General features: G+C 68.9%; 19 protein-coding genes. 17 read left to right on the forward strand and 2 right to left on the reverse strand.

Translation table 11 applies throughout. The annotated features are described in order from the left end of the window. Window positions 1-6 precede the first annotated feature (6 nt). The gene (locus ACFPLC_RS42860; RefSeq protein WP_378194839.1) at window positions 7-2,007 is read right to left on the reverse strand and encodes a hypothetical protein; all 2,001 of its coding nucleotides are present in this window, start codon (window positions 2,005-2,007) and stop codon (window positions 7-9) included. A gap of 563 nt (window positions 2,008-2,570) precedes the next feature. Here ACFPLC_RS42860 and ACFPLC_RS42865 point away from each other — a divergent pair. The 15 genes from ACFPLC_RS42865 (at window position 2,571) to ACFPLC_RS42935 (ending at window position 14,065) form a co-directional block, all read left to right on the forward strand. Continuing rightward, window positions 2,571-2,693: a hypothetical protein gene (locus ACFPLC_RS42865; protein WP_378194842.1), complete on the forward strand. Its 123-nt coding sequence runs from the start codon at window positions 2,571-2,573 to the stop codon at window positions 2,691-2,693. A 47-nt stretch (window positions 2,694-2,740) separates the two neighbouring features. After that, window positions 2,741-2,911 (forward strand): hypothetical protein, encoded by a 171-nt coding sequence (locus tag ACFPLC_RS42870; RefSeq protein WP_378194845.1) that lies wholly within the window; start codon window positions 2,741-2,743, stop codon window positions 2,909-2,911. Between the two features lie 428 nt (window positions 2,912-3,339). Beyond that, window positions 3,340-5,442, forward strand: coding sequence for a hypothetical protein (locus tag ACFPLC_RS42875; RefSeq protein ID WP_378194848.1), 2,103 nt, complete (start codon window positions 3,340-3,342; stop codon window positions 5,440-5,442). Window positions 5,443-5,580: 138 nt separating this feature from the next. After that, window positions 5,581-6,537: a PP2C family protein-serine/threonine phosphatase gene (locus ACFPLC_RS42880; RefSeq protein ID WP_378194851.1), complete on the forward strand. Its 957-nt coding sequence runs from the start codon at window positions 5,581-5,583 to the stop codon at window positions 6,535-6,537. Beyond that, complete coding sequence (locus ACFPLC_RS42885; protein WP_378194854.1) at window positions 6,534-7,523, forward strand: bifunctional DNA primase/polymerase; 990 nt, start codon at window positions 6,534-6,536, stop codon at window positions 7,521-7,523. Before ACFPLC_RS42880 ends, ACFPLC_RS42885 begins: the two co-directional genes overlap by 4 nt. A gap of 16 nt (window positions 7,524-7,539) precedes the next feature. Continuing rightward, window positions 7,540-8,250, forward strand: coding sequence for a hypothetical protein (locus ACFPLC_RS42890; protein WP_378194857.1), 711 nt, complete (start codon window positions 7,540-7,542; stop codon window positions 8,248-8,250). 191 nt (window positions 8,251-8,441) lie between these two features. After that, a complete protein-coding gene (locus ACFPLC_RS42895) occupies window positions 8,442-9,047 on the forward strand; it encodes a hypothetical protein (RefSeq protein WP_378194860.1) in 606 nt (201 codons plus the stop codon). A 12-nt stretch (window positions 9,048-9,059) separates the two neighbouring features. Continuing rightward, complete coding sequence (locus ACFPLC_RS42900) at window positions 9,060-9,413, forward strand: hypothetical protein (protein WP_378194863.1); 354 nt, start codon at window positions 9,060-9,062, stop codon at window positions 9,411-9,413. Between the two features lie 53 nt (window positions 9,414-9,466). Continuing rightward, a complete protein-coding gene (locus ACFPLC_RS42905) occupies window positions 9,467-10,069 on the forward strand; it encodes a hypothetical protein (protein ID WP_378194866.1) in 603 nt (200 codons plus the stop codon). Beyond that, a complete protein-coding gene (locus tag ACFPLC_RS42910; protein ID WP_378194868.1) occupies window positions 10,062-10,301 on the forward strand; it encodes a hypothetical protein in 240 nt (79 codons plus the stop codon). Before ACFPLC_RS42905 ends, ACFPLC_RS42910 begins: the two co-directional genes overlap by 8 nt. Window positions 10,302-10,472: 171 nt before the next feature. Then, window positions 10,473-10,880 carry a hypothetical protein gene (locus ACFPLC_RS42915; protein ID WP_378194871.1) on the forward strand — a complete coding sequence of 136 codons (408 nt, stop codon included), beginning with the start codon at window positions 10,473-10,475 and terminating at the stop codon, window positions 10,878-10,880. 2 nt (window positions 10,881-10,882) lie between these two features. Further along, window positions 10,883-11,320 (forward strand): hypothetical protein, encoded by a 438-nt coding sequence (locus tag ACFPLC_RS42920; RefSeq protein WP_378194874.1) that lies wholly within the window; start codon window positions 10,883-10,885, stop codon window positions 11,318-11,320. Window positions 11,321-11,386: 66 nt separating this feature from the next. Next, window positions 11,387-12,424, forward strand: coding sequence for a DUF4192 domain-containing protein (locus tag ACFPLC_RS42925; RefSeq protein WP_378194877.1), 1,038 nt, complete (start codon window positions 11,387-11,389; stop codon window positions 12,422-12,424). A gap of 410 nt (window positions 12,425-12,834) precedes the next feature. Beyond that, the gene (locus ACFPLC_RS42930; protein ID WP_378194880.1) at window positions 12,835-13,344 is read left to right on the forward strand and encodes a single-stranded DNA-binding protein; all 510 of its coding nucleotides are present in this window, start codon (window positions 12,835-12,837) and stop codon (window positions 13,342-13,344) included. Between the two features lie 256 nt (window positions 13,345-13,600). After that, window positions 13,601-14,065: a hypothetical protein gene (locus tag ACFPLC_RS42935; RefSeq protein WP_378194883.1), complete on the forward strand. Its 465-nt coding sequence runs from the start codon at window positions 13,601-13,603 to the stop codon at window positions 14,063-14,065. 73 nt (window positions 14,066-14,138) lie between these two features. Here ACFPLC_RS42935 and ACFPLC_RS42940 read toward each other — a convergent pair whose 3' ends face one another. After that, window positions 14,139-14,747: a hypothetical protein gene (locus tag ACFPLC_RS42940; RefSeq protein ID WP_378194885.1), complete on the reverse strand. Its 609-nt coding sequence runs from the start codon at window positions 14,745-14,747 to the stop codon at window positions 14,139-14,141. Between the two features lie 865 nt (window positions 14,748-15,612). Between ACFPLC_RS42940 and ACFPLC_RS42945 the strand changes: the two genes are divergently transcribed. Together ACFPLC_RS42945 and ACFPLC_RS42950 are read left to right on the forward strand one after the other, a co-directional pair. Then, window positions 15,613-16,893, forward strand: coding sequence for a hypothetical protein (locus ACFPLC_RS42945; protein WP_378236178.1), 1,281 nt, complete (start codon window positions 15,613-15,615; stop codon window positions 16,891-16,893). A gap of 66 nt (window positions 16,894-16,959) precedes the next feature. Continuing rightward, a complete protein-coding gene (locus ACFPLC_RS42950) occupies window positions 16,960-17,181 on the forward strand; it encodes a hypothetical protein (protein WP_378194890.1) in 222 nt (73 codons plus the stop codon). Window positions 17,182-17,260 lie beyond the last annotated feature (79 nt).

Raw genomic sequence — 17,260 nt, forward strand, 5'->3', positions numbered from 1 at the left:
CCCAACCTAGCCAGTGTGGAAAACGTTCATTCCCATGTTCTCGGCTGCCACCTTCACGAACTCCGTGTTCAATCGGAGAGGTGGCGTGAACATCTCGACTTCCGCTTTAGCGGCTGGGGCGTCGCGGCGAGCATAAGCTCCACATATCGTGATAACACTCAACGCATGAATCGCGAATATAAGCGCCAACTCATCTTCCTGCGTCCACGTGTCGTTCGAGTCTTCGTTTATGATAGATTGGCGCCAACGCGGGAGTTCATAAGCGACCCTTGCGTCGATCTCGAAAATCTGAGCCTCCTCGTAAGGGGCTAGTCCCATCAAAGCGCTTACAGCAGCCCCGATGGCGCCTCCGATGCCAGACGCTGCCAAGTTAACCAATAGGCCGTCAAGCCGCTGGACCCAGCGATCTCTTGTAGAACCCTTAACTGCTGCTTGTACGGCACGTTCGACCGCGCCGAGCCAAGCGGGAGGCTCATCTTGGGGCGATCCACTATCGTCATCGAATGGCAAACCTGCGTTTTCGGCGATGCTCCGAGCTAAATCGACGATCATTACCTCGTCTACAGGCATGCCCGTCTGATCTGCCAGTTGTTGACGGGTATCCAAGATCTGATCTTCACCGAGTCCGGCCCGGTCTGCCAGGTCTGCGTATAGGAGATTTACCATGCGGTGCAGCCGTTGACCTTGGCTAAGCTCAACGTCGCTCTCACCCCTTAGGTACCAGTCAACCAGGAGTTGGAGTAGAACCTTATCCTGGTGTGAAGACGACGGACGACCCACATTCTTTGTTGCAAGGAACCGGTAAATCGCACCCGCCAGCAGTTCATTATTTTCCAGGTCAGCTGGACTGACAGAAGGCGCTCCGCGCTCGTCGAGTCTTGCGCCGATTACCTTCCGCCAAGTGTCCGAGTCCGGCGGAGGTCGGTCACCGGCGGCGTGTGGAATCCATAAGTCCTCTTCATTGCTATCCGTTTCTGCAACACCATTGGAGACGTCGTCACGATCGGTCACGGCTATCACCGCCGCAAGGTAAACCACCTGCACTGTGACTACCACGCCTAACCCCGCCAGCCAGATCGCCATGACCGAGGGGAAGAAGGTCGCCAACAATGCTTGACCGAAGGCGAGTCTCACCTCATCGTCGATATCCTCGGCGAGGAGATCGGCAATCTTTCGCGCCGTGGAACTCCTGCGTGCACTGTCGCTCAAGTCGTCAAGTAGCGACTGCAAACCACCGTTTGCCAGCAAGGGGCTCAGGATGTCGGATACATACCTTGAGTCGAGGACGTCGTGCATTAGTTCAGACGCATCGTCTCTGGCGACAAGCCGTTCTACAAACCCTACAACAGCCGGGGTTCCACAAAAATCAACAAGGAAGCGCCTACGCTCATCTGATTTGAGCAGTTCCGCTCCAAGTCCAACGAACCTTCGGTCTCCTAACAACATCCGAAGGAAAGTAACACCGCCATCCGTGGCGGCCAATGCACGTGCCAGTTCTTGCCCGCCTGGCGAATTCGCCAGGAAGGTTAGGTTCCGGCCCGTTTCCTCCGTTCGCAAGGAGTCTAGATAGATTCTCGACGCCCAATCCCAGTCGCCAGTCATGAGTTTCACTGAAAGTTGCCGTCCGGCCGGCGAGTTGGCCAGACTCGAGAGTATTGGACGACTTATTTCCGTGGCCATGAGACTGACGTTCAACCTGCGAACGTCTCCTCCAATTAACGGGAATGAAAAGAGAACCGACTTGCCGATACCGTCGCTCAACTTGACACAGAGACCGCCTTCGTAGCCTCCTGTATTGATTGAGTCAAGCAACGCTGCAAAATCTAAGAGCCTAAGTGCCGCTGCCACAACGTAATCACCGGCCTTGGTCTGACTTAAGTGTGACGCCAACTCTTGGGCGCCAGCAAATGTTAAGCATCGCTCAATGAAATCCGGAAATCGTTGAGGTGAGACATTGAGAGCTCTCAAGTTGTACTTAAAGTGAGGCTTAGACACAATCTGCTCCATCGGTGCACTTGTGGTACGGCATCTACTCAAATGTAGAGCACCTCCGCGCCCTACACTCGAGTCCTCGCATCTCCAGACTCCATCCGGTAGTCGAGCGCTGGTGGCGAGGCGTTACACGTCCCCCACCGCACGGTGTGGAGTAATCCAGACGTGTCTGCTCGATCATCGCGATGTGGACTCTCACAAACAGGTCTTGATGGTGACGACGTCCAGGTCGGCTTGGTTCAAGTCGGTCCGGTTCGACTCCACCCCCGTAGCCGCGGGGTGGTCCCGCTGGGCCGTGAGCCCGGCTCTGGTCGGACATCTTGGTCCAGACGCCGATGACGCAGGTGTCCACTTCCGTGGTCCTGACTGCCAGCACGATGATCCGGCTGCTCCGGGCTGAGGCTCCGGAGCCGACGAGTATTCGAACGGTCTACGTGGAGACCGAGCTGCCCCTCCTCCGCGGAGTTGGTCAGCCCGCGCCGCGAAGCTACGTCTGGCCAACGGCCACTGGCTTGACTAGGGTTCGGCGACACAGACGCAGCTGCGACACCTCATCCGTTGACATAACATCGGCGCAGGTGCTGCAGCCGATCTGGCGTGACCGTCAGCGGCGAGTGCGCTTCAGCATCGACGCCAGGCTCGAGCACGCTCTCGCGCTCGCCGCGCTGCTCGGCAACCGCGTCTCCTCGATTGACCACTGACCGTCCACGCAGCGTCGGAGCCCACGCCAGCCGATCCGGTCCTCTCTTTGACCGCAATTCCGTTTCTCTCCCGGAAGGACGCGCTCGTGCAGGCCCTTACCCGCGTAGTCACCTTCTCCGACCAGCAACCCGGGATCGTCGACGTCCGCGCCGACCTCAGCGTCGGCGACTCCGGGCTTGCACGGCCTGAACTCGACGACCTCGCACGAGACTCGTGACCGGGTGCGTGCGGCCATCCGCAACAGCGGCCTCTCGCGGCCACACCCCAATATCGGGGATATCGAGCTGATTCTCGCGCGCCGGCGCCGAGCCATTCACCTTCCACGACACCCGGAGAGGGATCGTGAGGAAGCTGTTGCAGCGCCGAAAAAGCGGGTGCAGGTGTTCCGGTCGGGCCGACGCACTCTAGCGGAGCCTGGCGTCGGCGCAAGTCCGCCCGTTCACGGTTCTCGGCTGCGGATGAGCAGGCCGGGGCGGGCTTGTCGCCGACGCGGGCGGCCCCGCTTGGCCGAGTGCGTCCCGACCGGGACACCCGCACTCCGCTCGTTCTCCACCGCGTCACGGCGGTAGAGAACGAGCGGTGCGGGGTTCGTGGCCGGTCACCGAGATAGGCGGTGGCCGGCCGGCCCGTGTGAAGGAGCCCTTCGTGACCAGCACGATGGATCTGCCGACCCAGCGCGACACCGACGACCCCACCCCCACGCCGGGCACCGAACTCACGCCCTCCGACCTCGACAGCGCCGCCATCGAGCCGCCCGTCATCGACGACGCGGAGTCCGAAGATGTCGGCGACACCCCGCTCGACGAGCTGTCCGAAGAGGAGCGCGCGGTGCTGCACGCCCGATGGGACGCCGAGGTCGACACCGTCAAGCACGTCGACCCGCACACGGTGCTGCTCGCGGAGAACGTGCGCACCGACAACGCCGAAGCCGACGAGGAAACGACGGCGAACCTCAAGACCCACGGCGTGAAGACGGCCACCAACGGCTACCGCGACTACGACACCGGCGCCATCGTGGTCACCGAAGGCCAGCGCCGCGTCCTCAACGCCCGCGAAGCCGGCTGCACGGTGCCGGTCTGGATGAAGACCCCGCCGATGGCCGACGAACGCAAGGCCACCATCGAGCGGATCGTCAACCAGTTCATCGAGAACGACATCCGCGTCGGGCTCACCCTGGGCGACAAGGCCCGCGGCATCCAGCAGCTCGCCGCGTTCAACCTCACCCCCACCGGTATCGCCCGCAAGCTGGCGCTGGGCAAGAAGGGCAAAGCCTACGTCGAGAACGTCCTGCAGGCCGGACGCAGCGAGCTGGCCATCAAGGCCACCGAGCGGTTCCAGCTGGACCTCCTGCAGGCCGCGGTGGTCGCCGAGTTCGACGAAGCCGGTGACCTCGACACCGCGAAGGAACTCATCCGCATCGCGCGCGAGGCGCCGAACAACTTCGCCATGGTCGCCGAGCGCAAGCGCGCCGAAAGCGCCGAAAACCAGCGTTTCGCCGCGCTGACGGAAGACCTCACCGAGGAACTGACCAACGCCGGGGTCACGATCTTCGACAACGGCCTCTCCACCTACGACGGAGATGCCCGCACGCTCGACCGGCTGCGCCCCACCCCCGAGCACGAGCCCCACACCGAACTGACCGCCGAGGAGCACGCGTCCTGCTCCGGCCACGGTGCCTGGATCGAGGAGGAATACGACCAGGACAACAAGCGGATCCCGGTGCCCGTCTACGGCTGCGCCGACTTCCTGGCCCACGGGCACGCCCTCAGCTACGCCCCGGCCGGCCGCGCGGACTTCACTCCCGTGGCCACCAGCCCCACAAACGCAGGCGCCTCCGGTGAGGCCGTCCACCTCGACAACCCCGACGCGCTGGCCGCGACCAGCGAGGACGACGAGGTCGCGGCCGCCCGCGCCGCGCAGGCCACCGCGGAACTCGAGCGGAGGAAGGCGGGAATCATCCGCAAGTGGGTGATCCAGAACAACAAGGACTGGGACGCCTCCGAAGCACCGCGGCGGGAATGGCTGGCCGGGCTGGTGCAGCGCAAGACCGCGCCGCAGGGCGCACAGCTGTTCCTGGCGCTGCAGAAGGCCGAAGGCGGCTACGAGCTGCGCCGCGCCTTCGAACGCAACCACCCGCTCGCGATGAAGCTGCTCGGCCTGCCGGTCGGAGCCACTCTCGCCGACTTGACCGACAAGGTCGCCAAGGCTCCCACACCGGGGAAGGCCACCCTCTACGACCTGTTCCTCACCCTCTGCGCGATCGAGTCCGACTTCTCCCGCCCCCGCACCCCCTGGCGTACCCCGTGGGGCTCGGCGAAGGCGTACATGGCCGCGATCATCCGCTGGGGCTACCCGGCCTCCGACGTCGAGCGGAAGGTGCTCGACCCGGAAACCGAGCGGGACGTCCTCGCCGCCCAGCTCGGCGACCTCGACACACCGGCCATCAGCGACGGCGGAGTGACCACCGAGGGCGGCGAGCGCGACGACAGCGACGTGCACGGCCGCGAGCCGGGCGAGGACGCCGACATTGACCTGGCCGACGACTCCGATTGTGACGGCGGGCCCGACATCGTCGCCGACCTGCACGACCTCGACGAGGACGCCGAGGGCGACGAAGACGACGCCCCGGACACCGACGACCGCAACGAGACAGCGACCGAGGCCACCGGTGACGACCTCACCAGCGACGAAGCACCGATCCAGCCGGACACCGAGGTCGGGGCGGAACTGACCGGCGCCGCGATCTAGGCGCCCGGACACCACCGCACCCGATTCCTCGCCGGGGCGGGCCCGCGAACTGCGTCGCCGGGCCCGCCCCGGTGCCGCCTCGTCCTCGCCTCCGCCCCGGGCTCAGCACCGGATCCGTGCGTGAACGGAGTTTTCTCGATGCATCCGCACCTGCCGCCGGTCTTCGACCACATCCACCGCACCGGCACCTACGCCGCCGCACACCACCCCGTCTGGCCGCACGCCCCGCTCCCGTCCGGCCCGGCCTGGACGCATGCCACCTGCCGCTGCGGCTGGGCCGAGATCGCCGAGTCCCCCAGCGACGCCCGCGCTCTGGCCCGCCACCACCGCCGCTACGCCGCCGAACACCCGGCCTACCTGCCCGGCACGGCCCTGCACATCGGCGGCCGCGCCCACCAGGCCGACGCCACCGGCACCCACGGGTCCATCACCGGCACCCGCCACGGCTGGGCCCTCGCCGACGGCATCGGCGACAACCCGCTGGCCGCTTACGCCGCCGGCAGTGCTGCGGCCACCGCCGCCTACGCCGCCGCCGACCGCGGAGCGGTCGCCGGGCTGCTCGCCGCCACCGCCACCCTCGCCGCCGTCCACGACGGCGACACCGTCATGGTCGTCGCCACCCCAATCCCGCCCGAACGAGGCGATGGCTGGGACATCGCGTGGGCCGGAGACTGCCGCGCCTACGAATATGACGCCGACACCGACGTCCTCACCCAGCTGACGGTCGACCACACCACCGGCCAGCAGCTGCGCGACACCCTCGCCGAGCGCTACCGCGGCCGACCCGCCGATCTCGAGGATCTGGCCGCCGGGCAGGACCACGCCGTCACCACCTCCGTCGCCACCGCCGAAGACGACACCGTCGGCCGCGTCACCACCACCGGCCCGCGCCGCCGGTTGCTGCTGACCTGCGACGGCGTCCACCAGCACGTGCCCCACGCCTCGCTCGTCCGCGGGCTCCGCACGTTCAGCGACCCGGCCGCCTGCGCGAACCGGCTGACGCTCGCCGCACGGTACTTCCGTAGCACCGACAACGCCGCCGCCATGGTCATCGACCCCGTCCCCGCCCCGATCGCCGCCGAGCTGGTGCCATGAGCACGCCCACGACAACCGCGGCGGTCGCACTCGTCGCCGGCGCCAACGGCCTGCTCGGCGCCGCATTGGACGCCGCCGGGCGCGGGTGGCCGGTGTTCCCGCTCGTTCCGCGGGGGAAGCGGCCCGCCATTCCCCACTGGCAGCAACGGGCGACCTGCGATCCCGACCGCATCCGCCGCTGGTGGCGCCGCCACCCGTTGTGCAACGTCGGGATCGCCTGCGGGCCAGCCGGGCTGCTGGTGCTCGACCTCGACGCCGCCCACGGGCCGATCCCCATTCCGTGGGGCCGCCGAGGCGTCCGCCACGGCCGCGACGTCCTAGCCCAGCTGGCGCAGCAGGCCGGCGAACCGGACCCGGTCGACACGTTCACCGTCTCAACCCCGCGCGGGGGCGAGCACCGGTACTTTCACCGGCCGCCCGGGTCGCAGCTGCGCAGCACCGTCGGGGGTCGCGGGCGCGGGCTCGGCTGGCACGTCGACACCCGCGGCCCCGGCGCACTCATCACCGCCCCGGGATCCATCGCCGTCGTCAAAGGTGTGCCGGTCCCGTACGCCGTCACCTGGGACCTGCCCGTCGCTGACCTGCCGGGCTGGCTGGTCACCGCCCTCACCCCGCCACCGCCGCCGCCTCGCCCCGCCGTGGTCCCGGTGCTGCCGGCGACCAGCCGCCGGGTCACCGCCTACGTCCAGGCCGCCCTGTCCGCTGAGTGCCGCAACGTCGCCACCGCCACCGAAGGCCACCGCCACATCGCCGTCTACGCCGCCGCCGCGGCCCTCGGGGAACTGCTGGGCAACGGCTGGATCAGCGCCGCCGCGATCACCCACTACCTCACCGACGCCGCCCGCCGGCACCTCGGCGTCGCCGACTTCACCTGGCACGAACTGACCACCACCATCCGCGACGGCATCGCCGCCGGCCGCGAAAACCCCCGCATCCTCACCGACCGCCCAGCGCCCCGACACCGGCCGCAGCCGGGCGCCCGCTGACCGAAGGGACCCTGTCATGCCCGACACCACACCGTCCGAACCCGACGCCGCATCGAGGCTCACCTGGCTCTGGCAGCGCCAACCCGACAGCACCGACCTGGAAAAGGCCCTCATCCCCGCCCACCTGGTCCCCGCGGGGTGGCTGCCCATGCTCCAGCACCGCTACACCGAAGGCGACCGCGTCGAGTTCGACTACGACGGGAACAAGCAGCTGGGCACGGTCGTGCAAGACCAAGGCATGTACGTGGCCATCGCCGGCGAACGCCCCGGCTCAGGGTTCACCATCCACAAAACCGACATCCGACCGCACGACGCCGATCCCGCAGCACCGGCCGACCCGATCATCGTCTCGGCGATCGACCCGCATCCCGACCCGGTCGTGCGCCGGGAAGGCCACACCGCGACCGCGTACTGGAACCTCGGCCGGCCGGCCGGTGACGGCTGGCTGCCCTGGGCCCGTCTACACGTCGCCTTCCAGCCCGACATCGGCTTCGTCGCCACCCTTTCCAGCGTCGAAGAACGCGACCAGGCCGGCGAACACCGCGAACGTCAGCGGCACCTCGACCCCGTCGTCGTCCACCACCACCCGACGCGCCGCCCCAGCCACCACGCCGTCCGCACCTGCCTGCGCGACGCCATCGAGATCCTGATCTCCGCCGCCGGGCAACGCCAACCGGTGGTGTGCGCCCACTTCGTCCCGATCCTGGCCGCCGCGCAGGAGAAGTAGCAGGTGGTCGACTCGTGGCCGGGACACCGCGCGGCGCGCCCGGTCACCAGAAAAGCACGGCGCGGCCCGGACCTTGCCAGAGTGCCGGTTCACCGTCCGGTCGCGGTCAGCCCGGGCCGCGCCGTGCTCGACAGGCCCCGTTCACCACCGGCGGCCCCGTCCGCCGGTGACCGACTGTTCACGGAGGACGCATGGCAGAGCCGACGATCCACGTTCCCGAGGGGTACTGCCCGACCCGCCTGCGCGGGCTGTGGGCGCTCATCGGCTGTCTCGTGTGCGGCGGCGACGGTGAATTCCTGGTCAGCGATCGCGACGACCCCATCGAGCCGTCGGATGGCGACGAGCCCGAACCGTGGTACCCGCAGCCCTGCGACTGTCTCTGGGCACCGCCGCCGCACGAGCTACGCGCGTTCAACGCCGCGCAGACCCGCCTGTGGCGTCACCGCAAGCGAATGCGCGAGGTCTTCGACGCGATCGGCCCGCGCCAAGTCGGCGGCATCTACTGGGACGGGTACTGGCATCGCCGGTACCTCGTCGAGACCGTCACCTTCCGGTTCCGCGACGGCGACCTGACCGAACCGGACTGGTCGATCACGATCCGCTGGGACAACGCGCAGCGCACCACCCACCGCACACCGTGGAATCCCCGCTACGACAGCACAACGCCGCCGGCGGGATCGCCCGGTGCAGCTCCCGCACCGCCGGAACTGCGCTACCCCGCCGCGGTTTCTTGCCGGTGGCGCCGTTCCCGGTTCGCGCTCGTCCGCGTCATCCACCACGCGTTCTGCACCCGCTGAAAGGAAAACCCGATGTCCGCACCTTCTCCGCCCGACGTTCTCGACCGCGCCGCCGGACCCGCTTCCTCTCGCCGGCTCGCGGACGCTACAGCTGACGGCGGGCTCGGGGTACTGCGCCGCCGCGACGAACCGGTTCGCTGGCACGGACGCGACGAGACGGCCCGCGAGTACGTTCACCCGGGCCGCACCGTCATCGAGGTGCCGAACCGGCCCTGGCCGATCGGGCGCCCGGAGGACTGCGACGACCAGACTTCCACCGGGCTCTGGTTCGACGCCACCGGCACCCCACAGCCCCACAGTGCCGACCGCACGGCGTCCGACGGTGTCGCGCTGCTGTGCCGCCGATGCGGCCTGGACTGCACCTGACGCCGGCGAAACCGATACCGCGACGTCCACTTCAGACACAGGCAGGTGACCAGATGCCCGACAACATCCCGCCCCACGGCTTCCCCGCCGACGTTCTCTGCGTCGACGAAGGACTGGTGTGCAGTGACGACCAGCCCTACTTCCCGGCACAACTGGGCGAGCCGAAGTTCGCGGCCCACGACGAAGACGGCCGCCGCCTATACACCGTGACACCGCGGTTTCGTCGTGTCGTCACCGAGTGGATCGCCATCACCGTCGAAGCCACCTCCGACCATCTGCGCTTCCGCTGGGACGGCGACGACCTGATCGTCACCGACCACGACGCACTCCACGATGACACCGATCCGACAAGCGGTCCCGCCATCGAGCGCCTCCAGCCCGACGCTGACGGCCGGTACGTCTTCCCGACCTGGCTGTGGCACGAACACGACGCCACCATCGAACACCTCGACGACACCGCGCACGCGGCACTGGCCGTCCTGGCAACCGACGATCCAATCCACGTCGACACCGTGATCCGTTACCTGACCGAAAACACCTACCCCGCCCCTGATCCGCAGAAGCTACGGGACATCCGCGCCCTGCACCGGACGCTCGCGGGTTCACCCACAGCACCAGCCGACGCCACCGAGTCCGAGGAGACCCACGATGAGTAGCGACTACGCCGGAATCCCCGCAGGATGCGACATCACGCTGGCACGCCCAGGCGAGGAGGCCGGTCTCCAGCTGCTCGCCGACGGCGACTTCGCCCTCGTCCTGACCGATGATCGCAACGACACGGTGATCACCGTCGAGGGCACCCGGGGAGAACTGCTCGACTTCGTGCGCCGGACCCTGCAGGTGGTGGAAGAAGAGGGGGACCTCACCTCACGGCCGCCTGCCGACTGACCGCAGCCGCGATCAGGCACTCCGGCCGGTGCGGACGACCGCCGCCAGCACAGCACACCCGAGCCCTCGGGCGCCGACTCCCGCGCCACGTCACGCGGGCGGGCAGGCGCCCGAGGACCGCGGGTGTGCTTGGGAACGGGCGGCTCACCCGCACCCGACACGGAGGTACCCATGACCACAACGACCGTCCACACCGCACCCGCCGACGACACCGAGTCCGCCTACAGCCGGGCGTGCCGGCTGATCGAAACCGAACTCGGCGGCCGCCGGCTCCCTCCGGAACCCCGAACCTGGCTCGACGACCTCGCTCGCACCCGGCGGCACAAGACCGCGTTCATCACCGCAGTCTGGAACACCTGCTTCCCCTCCGGTGTCGTGGAAGCCTGCCGCGTCGTCGAAGCCGTCTACCCGTTCCTCGACGCCGCCGGGCTCTGCACCGAGGCCGCGCTCACCGCCGCCTGGAACATCCTCGAACCCGATGCCGGCACCTGGCCCGCACAGCTGCAGGACCAGCGGCGCAGCTTCACCGGCAAATGCCTGAACCGCGCACTCGCCGAAGCGAACGCGGCGGTGGCCTGACCATGTCCCACGAGCGAATGTGGTTCACCCCCTACGACTGGAGCCGCTCCTACGTGCTGCCCGAGTCGGTCGCCTGCAACATCCCCCACCGCGGCAGCCTCGACGGCTACGGCGCCTGGAACGTCGCGCGCGGTGTCCTGGTCGAGCTGTGCCGCGCCCTGCCCGGCGTACCGGTCTCGTTGCTCTACGACGAGCCCGTGCAGCGCCGCGACCGCACGCGGATCGCGATCCGGATCACCGCGCACGCCCGGCGCGCCGACGGGCAGGACGTGCGCGTGATCTACCGCAGCGAACGCAGCGACACCGAACCCTGGCCGGAGTTCTGGAGCATCGCGGTCAACGGGTTCATCCCCGCCGCCAGCCACGACGTCCGCCGCCCGTCGCCGCCCTGGATCGCACACACCGCCACAACCACGTTGCGCACCGAGCTCGGCCGCTGACGGGCGGCCTATTCCCGGTCCCCAGCCGCCCGCGCCCGTGTTCTTCATCTGAAAGGACGTCCTGCAATGGCACTCACCATCGACGGCACCAGCGACGTACTCGCCGGACTGCCCGCAATCTTCGGGTTCGTCCCGCGCCACTCGCTGGTGCTGCTATCCACCCTGCACCACACTGACCGCTTCACCAAGGTCGGCCCGATGAACCGCGCCGACCTCGGCTACGTCGTCGCCGACCCCGCACCGGCCGTCGACGCGTTCGCCCGTCAGGTCGGTGACCTGCCCGTCCAGAACGTTCTCGCGGCGATGATCCGCCCCTCCACCAACCCCGCCGACGACACCGACCTGCCGCGGCGCGACACCGCCGACACGATCACCACGCTGCTGAACGACCACGGCTTCACCGACATCGACGTCGTCCACGTGCCCGACATCGCCGCAGGTGCCCGCTGGCGCTCCTACCAGACCCCGGGACGCACCGGCGTCCTGCCCGACCCCGCCAGCACGGTGTTCGCGGCCGCCGCCGCGGCCGAAGGCCGCATCGTGGCCGACCGCCGCCAGGACCTGGTCGCCCGCTTCAGCCCCGCCCCCGCACCTCTGCGCGAACGCCTGCACCACCCGATCGCCGCCGCCATCGTCGACGCCGGCCTCGACGCGGATAAGCCGGCCGCGGCGCTTGCGCGCCTCGCGCGCGCCGACGCGGCCATCCGCGCGGCCAGCGAGGGCACGCTGCCGACCGACGAGACCGCGATCGTCGACCTCGTCGCGACCTTCGTCACGATCCCGTTCTTCGACGCTCTCATCGCCGTCGACGGCGGTCTGCATCTCGGTGTCGAGAACCTGGTCATGCATCTGTGGCGCCACGCCTGCGACCCGGGCGCCAGCCGGCTCGCCACGGTCATCGCGATGCACGCCTACCAGCGCGGCGACGGCGTCACCGCCCGCATCGCACTCGAGACCGCCGACCTTCAGCAGCCGCTGCCCCGGCTGCTGCTTGAAATGCTCGACCGGTGCGTACCGCCGACCCAGATCCGCACGCTGGCCCAGGAGATGAGTCGCGACACCCGCGACAAGCTGCTCGGCGCCCAGCCCACCGACAAGTCCTGACGCTCGAATCCCGCTCCGAGCGGTGCCGAGCCTGAGCCCCGGCACCGCTCGTGATGGTGGAGCCGACACCGTGACGAGCCGGTCGCTCACCCTCGACGGTCACCGGGGAGCGGAAGGCGGATGGCGGGCGGGCTGTCTCACCAGCGGTGTCCTCGCCCGGCTCGCTGGGCCGTGGATCGCCCGAAGGTAAGCACACCGCGGCCGGGGGCCATGCGTCCCCGAAGCCCGGCCCGATCCGCCCGGGTGAACCAGCCCCCGCACCACGCGAACTCCGATTCCGGTCGGGTGCCGGCTGGTTCACGCGCGGGCGGATGAGCCGCGCCGGGGACGTCGCCTGAAGGCGACCCCCGGCCGCCGCGTGCTCAGGCTGCGCCGCGTTCCACACCCCAACGAGCACCAGGGAGGCCACCATGGCCGGCGACACGATCATCACCCTCATCGGCAACCTCACCTCCGACCCGGAGCTGCGGTTCACCCCGGCCGGTGCGGCCGTCGCGAACTTCACCGTCGCCTCCACCCCGCGGACCTTCAACCGCGCCACCAGCGAGTGGGAGGACGGCGAGACGTTGTTCCTGCGGTGCACCATCTGGAAGCAGGCGGCCGAGAACGTCGCCGAGTGCCTGACCCGCGGCGCCCGCGTCATCGTTCAGGGCCGCCTCAAGCAGCGCTCCTTCCAGACCAAGGAGGGCGAGAAGCGCACCGTTGTCGAGCTGGACCTCGACGAGATCGGGCCGTCGCTGCGCTACGCCACCGCCACGGTCACCAAGAACGCGAAGAACGCGGCCTCGACGGTGAACCCGGACCTGGCCACCAGCACGCACACCGGCGCGTCGCCGGCCGGCGACCCGTGGGCCGCGGCCGCCGAGCCGGGACTGGTGGGCGCGACCCCCGGTGGGTTCAGCGACGAGCCGCCCTTCTGATGAAACCCGGTGTCCGGCCGGACCTTCCCCTCCGGCCGGACACCACCCCCGAAGGCCGGGGCCCGCCTCACGGCGGGCCCCGGCCTTTCTCATGTCACCCCGACACATCCCGGAGGCCCCGATGCCCACCACCCACACCCACCGTTCGTCCACGGCAACCCCATCTACGGCCCGGACTCGCGTCGCGCGCGAGCGACTGCGTGCCCTGGCCCGGAAATCACCCTTTGGGGTAGCAGAATCGCCCTACGCTCGGAACATGAGCATTCGATACGGCGTCACCATCCCCGGGCTCGTCCTCGCCGGAGGCACCGGTGCCTACCTCGGCATCCAGCCTTTCGGCTACATCGGACTCCTCGTCACGCCCTTCACCGACCCCGCTGGGCTGCTCGCCCTCCCCGGCGCGCTCCTGTTCGGTGCGCTCATCGGTTGCGTCGTCGCCTACCTCAGCCGCCACCGCGTCAAGCCCAAGCTCGACCGCGCCAAGCGCTACCGGCTCGGCGCCATCCTCGGCGCCGTCACCCTGCCCGGCTACGTCTTCGTCGGGCACTTCCCGGGCGCCGAGGACGGCGGCACCGCCGGCCACTGGGCCGTCGGGATCGCCTTCTGCTGCGGCATCGCCTCCATGATCGCCTACTACCAGCGGCGCAAACGCCTCGTCCTCGCTCAGCGCGCCCGGCGCCTCGCCCAGCAGCAGGCCGACCGGCAGTCGGCGACCCGCTGACCCTCCGGCAGCCAGAAGGGGGCGGTGGCACCTATCGGTGCCACCGCCCCCTTCTGCATGGCGATCTTCTGAGCTAGTCCGCCGGAACGTCTCCCTCACCATCGGGGTATGGCACATGGGTCGGCTCGTGCTGCGAACTCTCCGCGAGCCGCTCGGCGAGTCCTGCTGTCGAATCCGCGTCTGCGCCCGAGACTGAGGCGGGACCGTCGCTGGTGTGGCCTCTTGCCTCCACCGCGAGACGCGACAGCACCGTCACCGTTTTCGGCGAGATCCCCAGCAGCGCCGCCGTCTCGGACGCGCCGACGTCCGCCGCGCGGATCTGCGCCACTGACCTCGCCATCACCGCGCGCCACTCGCCGATCTCCATCTCGGCGTCGGTCCGGACCTGCTCGGCCAGCCGCTCGAACTCTTCGATCTTCGCTGCGCGTTGCCGGTCCAGCTCCGCCAGCCTCCGCTCCAGCTGAGCCTGCAGCGCCGCGACGCGGTCCTCGCGCCGGCGCTCCACCGCCTCGATCGCCGTCACCGCCTCCGCGAACGGCCCCAGCGCCGCATCCACCCGGCGCTCGTTCTCACGCTCGCGTTCCAGCTGCTCCGCACGGCGACTGCGCGCCGCCTCCAGTCGCTGCAGCGTCGCCGACGACCGGCGCTTCCGCACCGGCCCTGTTATTTGACGTTCAACCATGACGCACCTCCCGCGCGGGGAGGGCAGCGGTAACACTGCCAGCCTACCCGCGGCCATGGCGGTCCCCGGCGGATCGGCGGCGCCGCGCTCACGCCGGCGAGCTGATCCCCGGCGACGCCTACCCGCACACGACGACGGCCGACGACCGGCAGGGGAAGTGGCGCGGTACCGCCGCAGCAGCCCCGAAGGGCCACGCCACCGAAGTGGCGAGCCGCAAAACTCGCGGCGGCCCGCTGACGCTCCGCCTCAGGGACACGTAGGCCCACGGAGCGCTGCAAGCAGCATATCGGCAGGTCAGCACACGAGGTCGCCGAGGGCGGGGCTCTACCGCATCGGCTGGCCAAGCGCTCACCTCTACAGCACGCCGGCCGTGGCGCCTCTCCGTCTTCATGTTGCGTCCGCGGGTGGTGGGTGGCCCCGAAATTGTATCGGTCGTCCCCCCAAATACAAGGGCACCCCAAAATATTTTTGACCGAAAAGCGTGGCCAAAAATATTTCGAGGCCCCACCCTTGCATTCGGGGCCCCTACTCCCTAGGTCAGGCGTTAAGGGCAGGCCAGGGGCCTGCCCTGGTTGCTTCGGGGCCACCCACCACCCACTCAGCAGATGGCCACCTTCACCGCACTGACCGGCACGCACAGCCCACCTTGCGGCAGGTCAGCGTACACGACGGAAGCCGTAGCCCGCCCGCCCCAGTAAATCAGTACCCCGCATCAATACGCGTCCAGAAATTCGTCAAAACAGGAGGGCATTAACGCCATTTCGACTGGAACAACACAAGCGAGCACGATAGAATCGAGATGCAAGGTAATCGGGACCGCAAACCCGAGAGCCGCACTCATCCGACACGTAAGGGACGCATTATCATGATTTCAGCCATTCACCGTGAGGGCATCGAACGCGCCGTGCAGGCGTTGCAGGCGCAACCGCCGCGCGAACGGACCGCGCTCACCGAGTTGCGCAAGATGTTCACCGACAGCGGGGAGAACCCGCCCGCGATCCTCGCCGCGTGCGCAACGCTGCTCAACACCGACGCCGCGATCAGCGGTGACGTCCTCGCCGCCGTGCGCGCCGCTCACGCCGAGTGGGACAGCTACGGCGAGACCGAGCGCGAGCTGTTCAACCGGTGCGTCTACAGCAGCGAGAGCCGCCGTAACGTCGCCGTGTCCGAGGTCAACGACGTCACGGTGTTGTTGCGGTCGCAGCCGCCGCGTATCGCCGAGGCGCTCAACGGGTTGCGGTGGCTCAACGCCGCCACCGGCGGCACCCAGCAGCACGTGTTCACCGCGTGCGCGACGCTGCTGAAGAACCCCAGCGCGACTCACCCCGCCATTGTGGAAGCCATCCAGACCGCTCACCGGTTGTGGCCGAGTCTCGCCGAGGACCTGCGCACGCTTCTGATGACGTGCGTGTACGCCAGCAAGGCCCGCGCCGAGCACGCCCGCCGCCGCACCGCCGCCCGGCAGCAGGCGGCCACCGCCGGTGCGGCCGAGCCGCACCGGTGCGGCAGTTGTGACGGCAACCTTGCCGACACGCCGGAACTCCCGTATTGCTCCGATGCCTGCCGCCGGGAAGCCGAGTCAGCGCAGCGCCCCATGCTGGGTGAGCACACCGCGACCGAGGGTCCGGCCGAGCATGCCACCACGGCCGACGTCACCGAGCCCGCACCGGTGCCCGCGCCAGCCGCCGAGGTGACACCGAAGGTCAACCGCAAGCGCCCGGCAAAGGCCGGTCACGAGCCGATCGAGAAGAAGGCGGCCAGTCGCTACGTCGTCGGCGGAATCGAAGCCCAGTACGACCAGCAGTGGCGCCAAATTCAGCAGGCGATCCCGACGGCTGGTTTCGTGCGCAAGGACGAGCGCGGGGTGGACCTCTACGAGCAGGAGCGCCAGCGTCACTCCGACCTGGACGACAGCAGCGACGCCGCAAGCGACCTGACCGGGTACGCCGTGTCCGACGAGCATTACGAGCGGCTTGCCTTGCTCCCGGTCGCGCCGGGCGCGTTGTGTGTCGCGTGCCACCTGGAACGTTCCGTCTTCGAACAGCGGTCCGAAAGCACCGACCGCCGTTGCGAGGCGTGCCGCGACCGAGACATGCCCTCGCTGTCCGCGCTCAGGCTCTCACGCGAACTCGCCGCCGTCGCCTGACCACCCCGCACCCAGCGGGGGCACCCGGACCGGGTGCCCCCGCCTTGCCTACGAGGAGCCGCCACCGTGCGCACCTTCCATGACATCCTCGCCGACATCGACCGCGAGCTAGCCGCCGCCGAGAGTATCCCGACCGACGCACCGGTTTCCGTCGCGGCATTCCTGCGCGAACTGCTGGCCCGCGAGGTCCAGACGCTCACCACACCGAACGGCGACACGGTCGACACCGTGCCCGCCGCCGCCATCCGCCGCGAGCTGGACCACCTCACGCACAACGCCCGGCCCTAACGACCGCCCCGCCCACAGCGGCCGCCGATCTCACGATCGGCGGCCGCTTTGCTGTGTCGGCACAGTCAGGGGACCGCGC

Source organism: Amycolatopsis plumensis, from assembly GCF_042652605.1.
GTDB lineage: Bacteria > Actinomycetota > Actinomycetes > Mycobacteriales > Pseudonocardiaceae > Amycolatopsis > Amycolatopsis plumensis.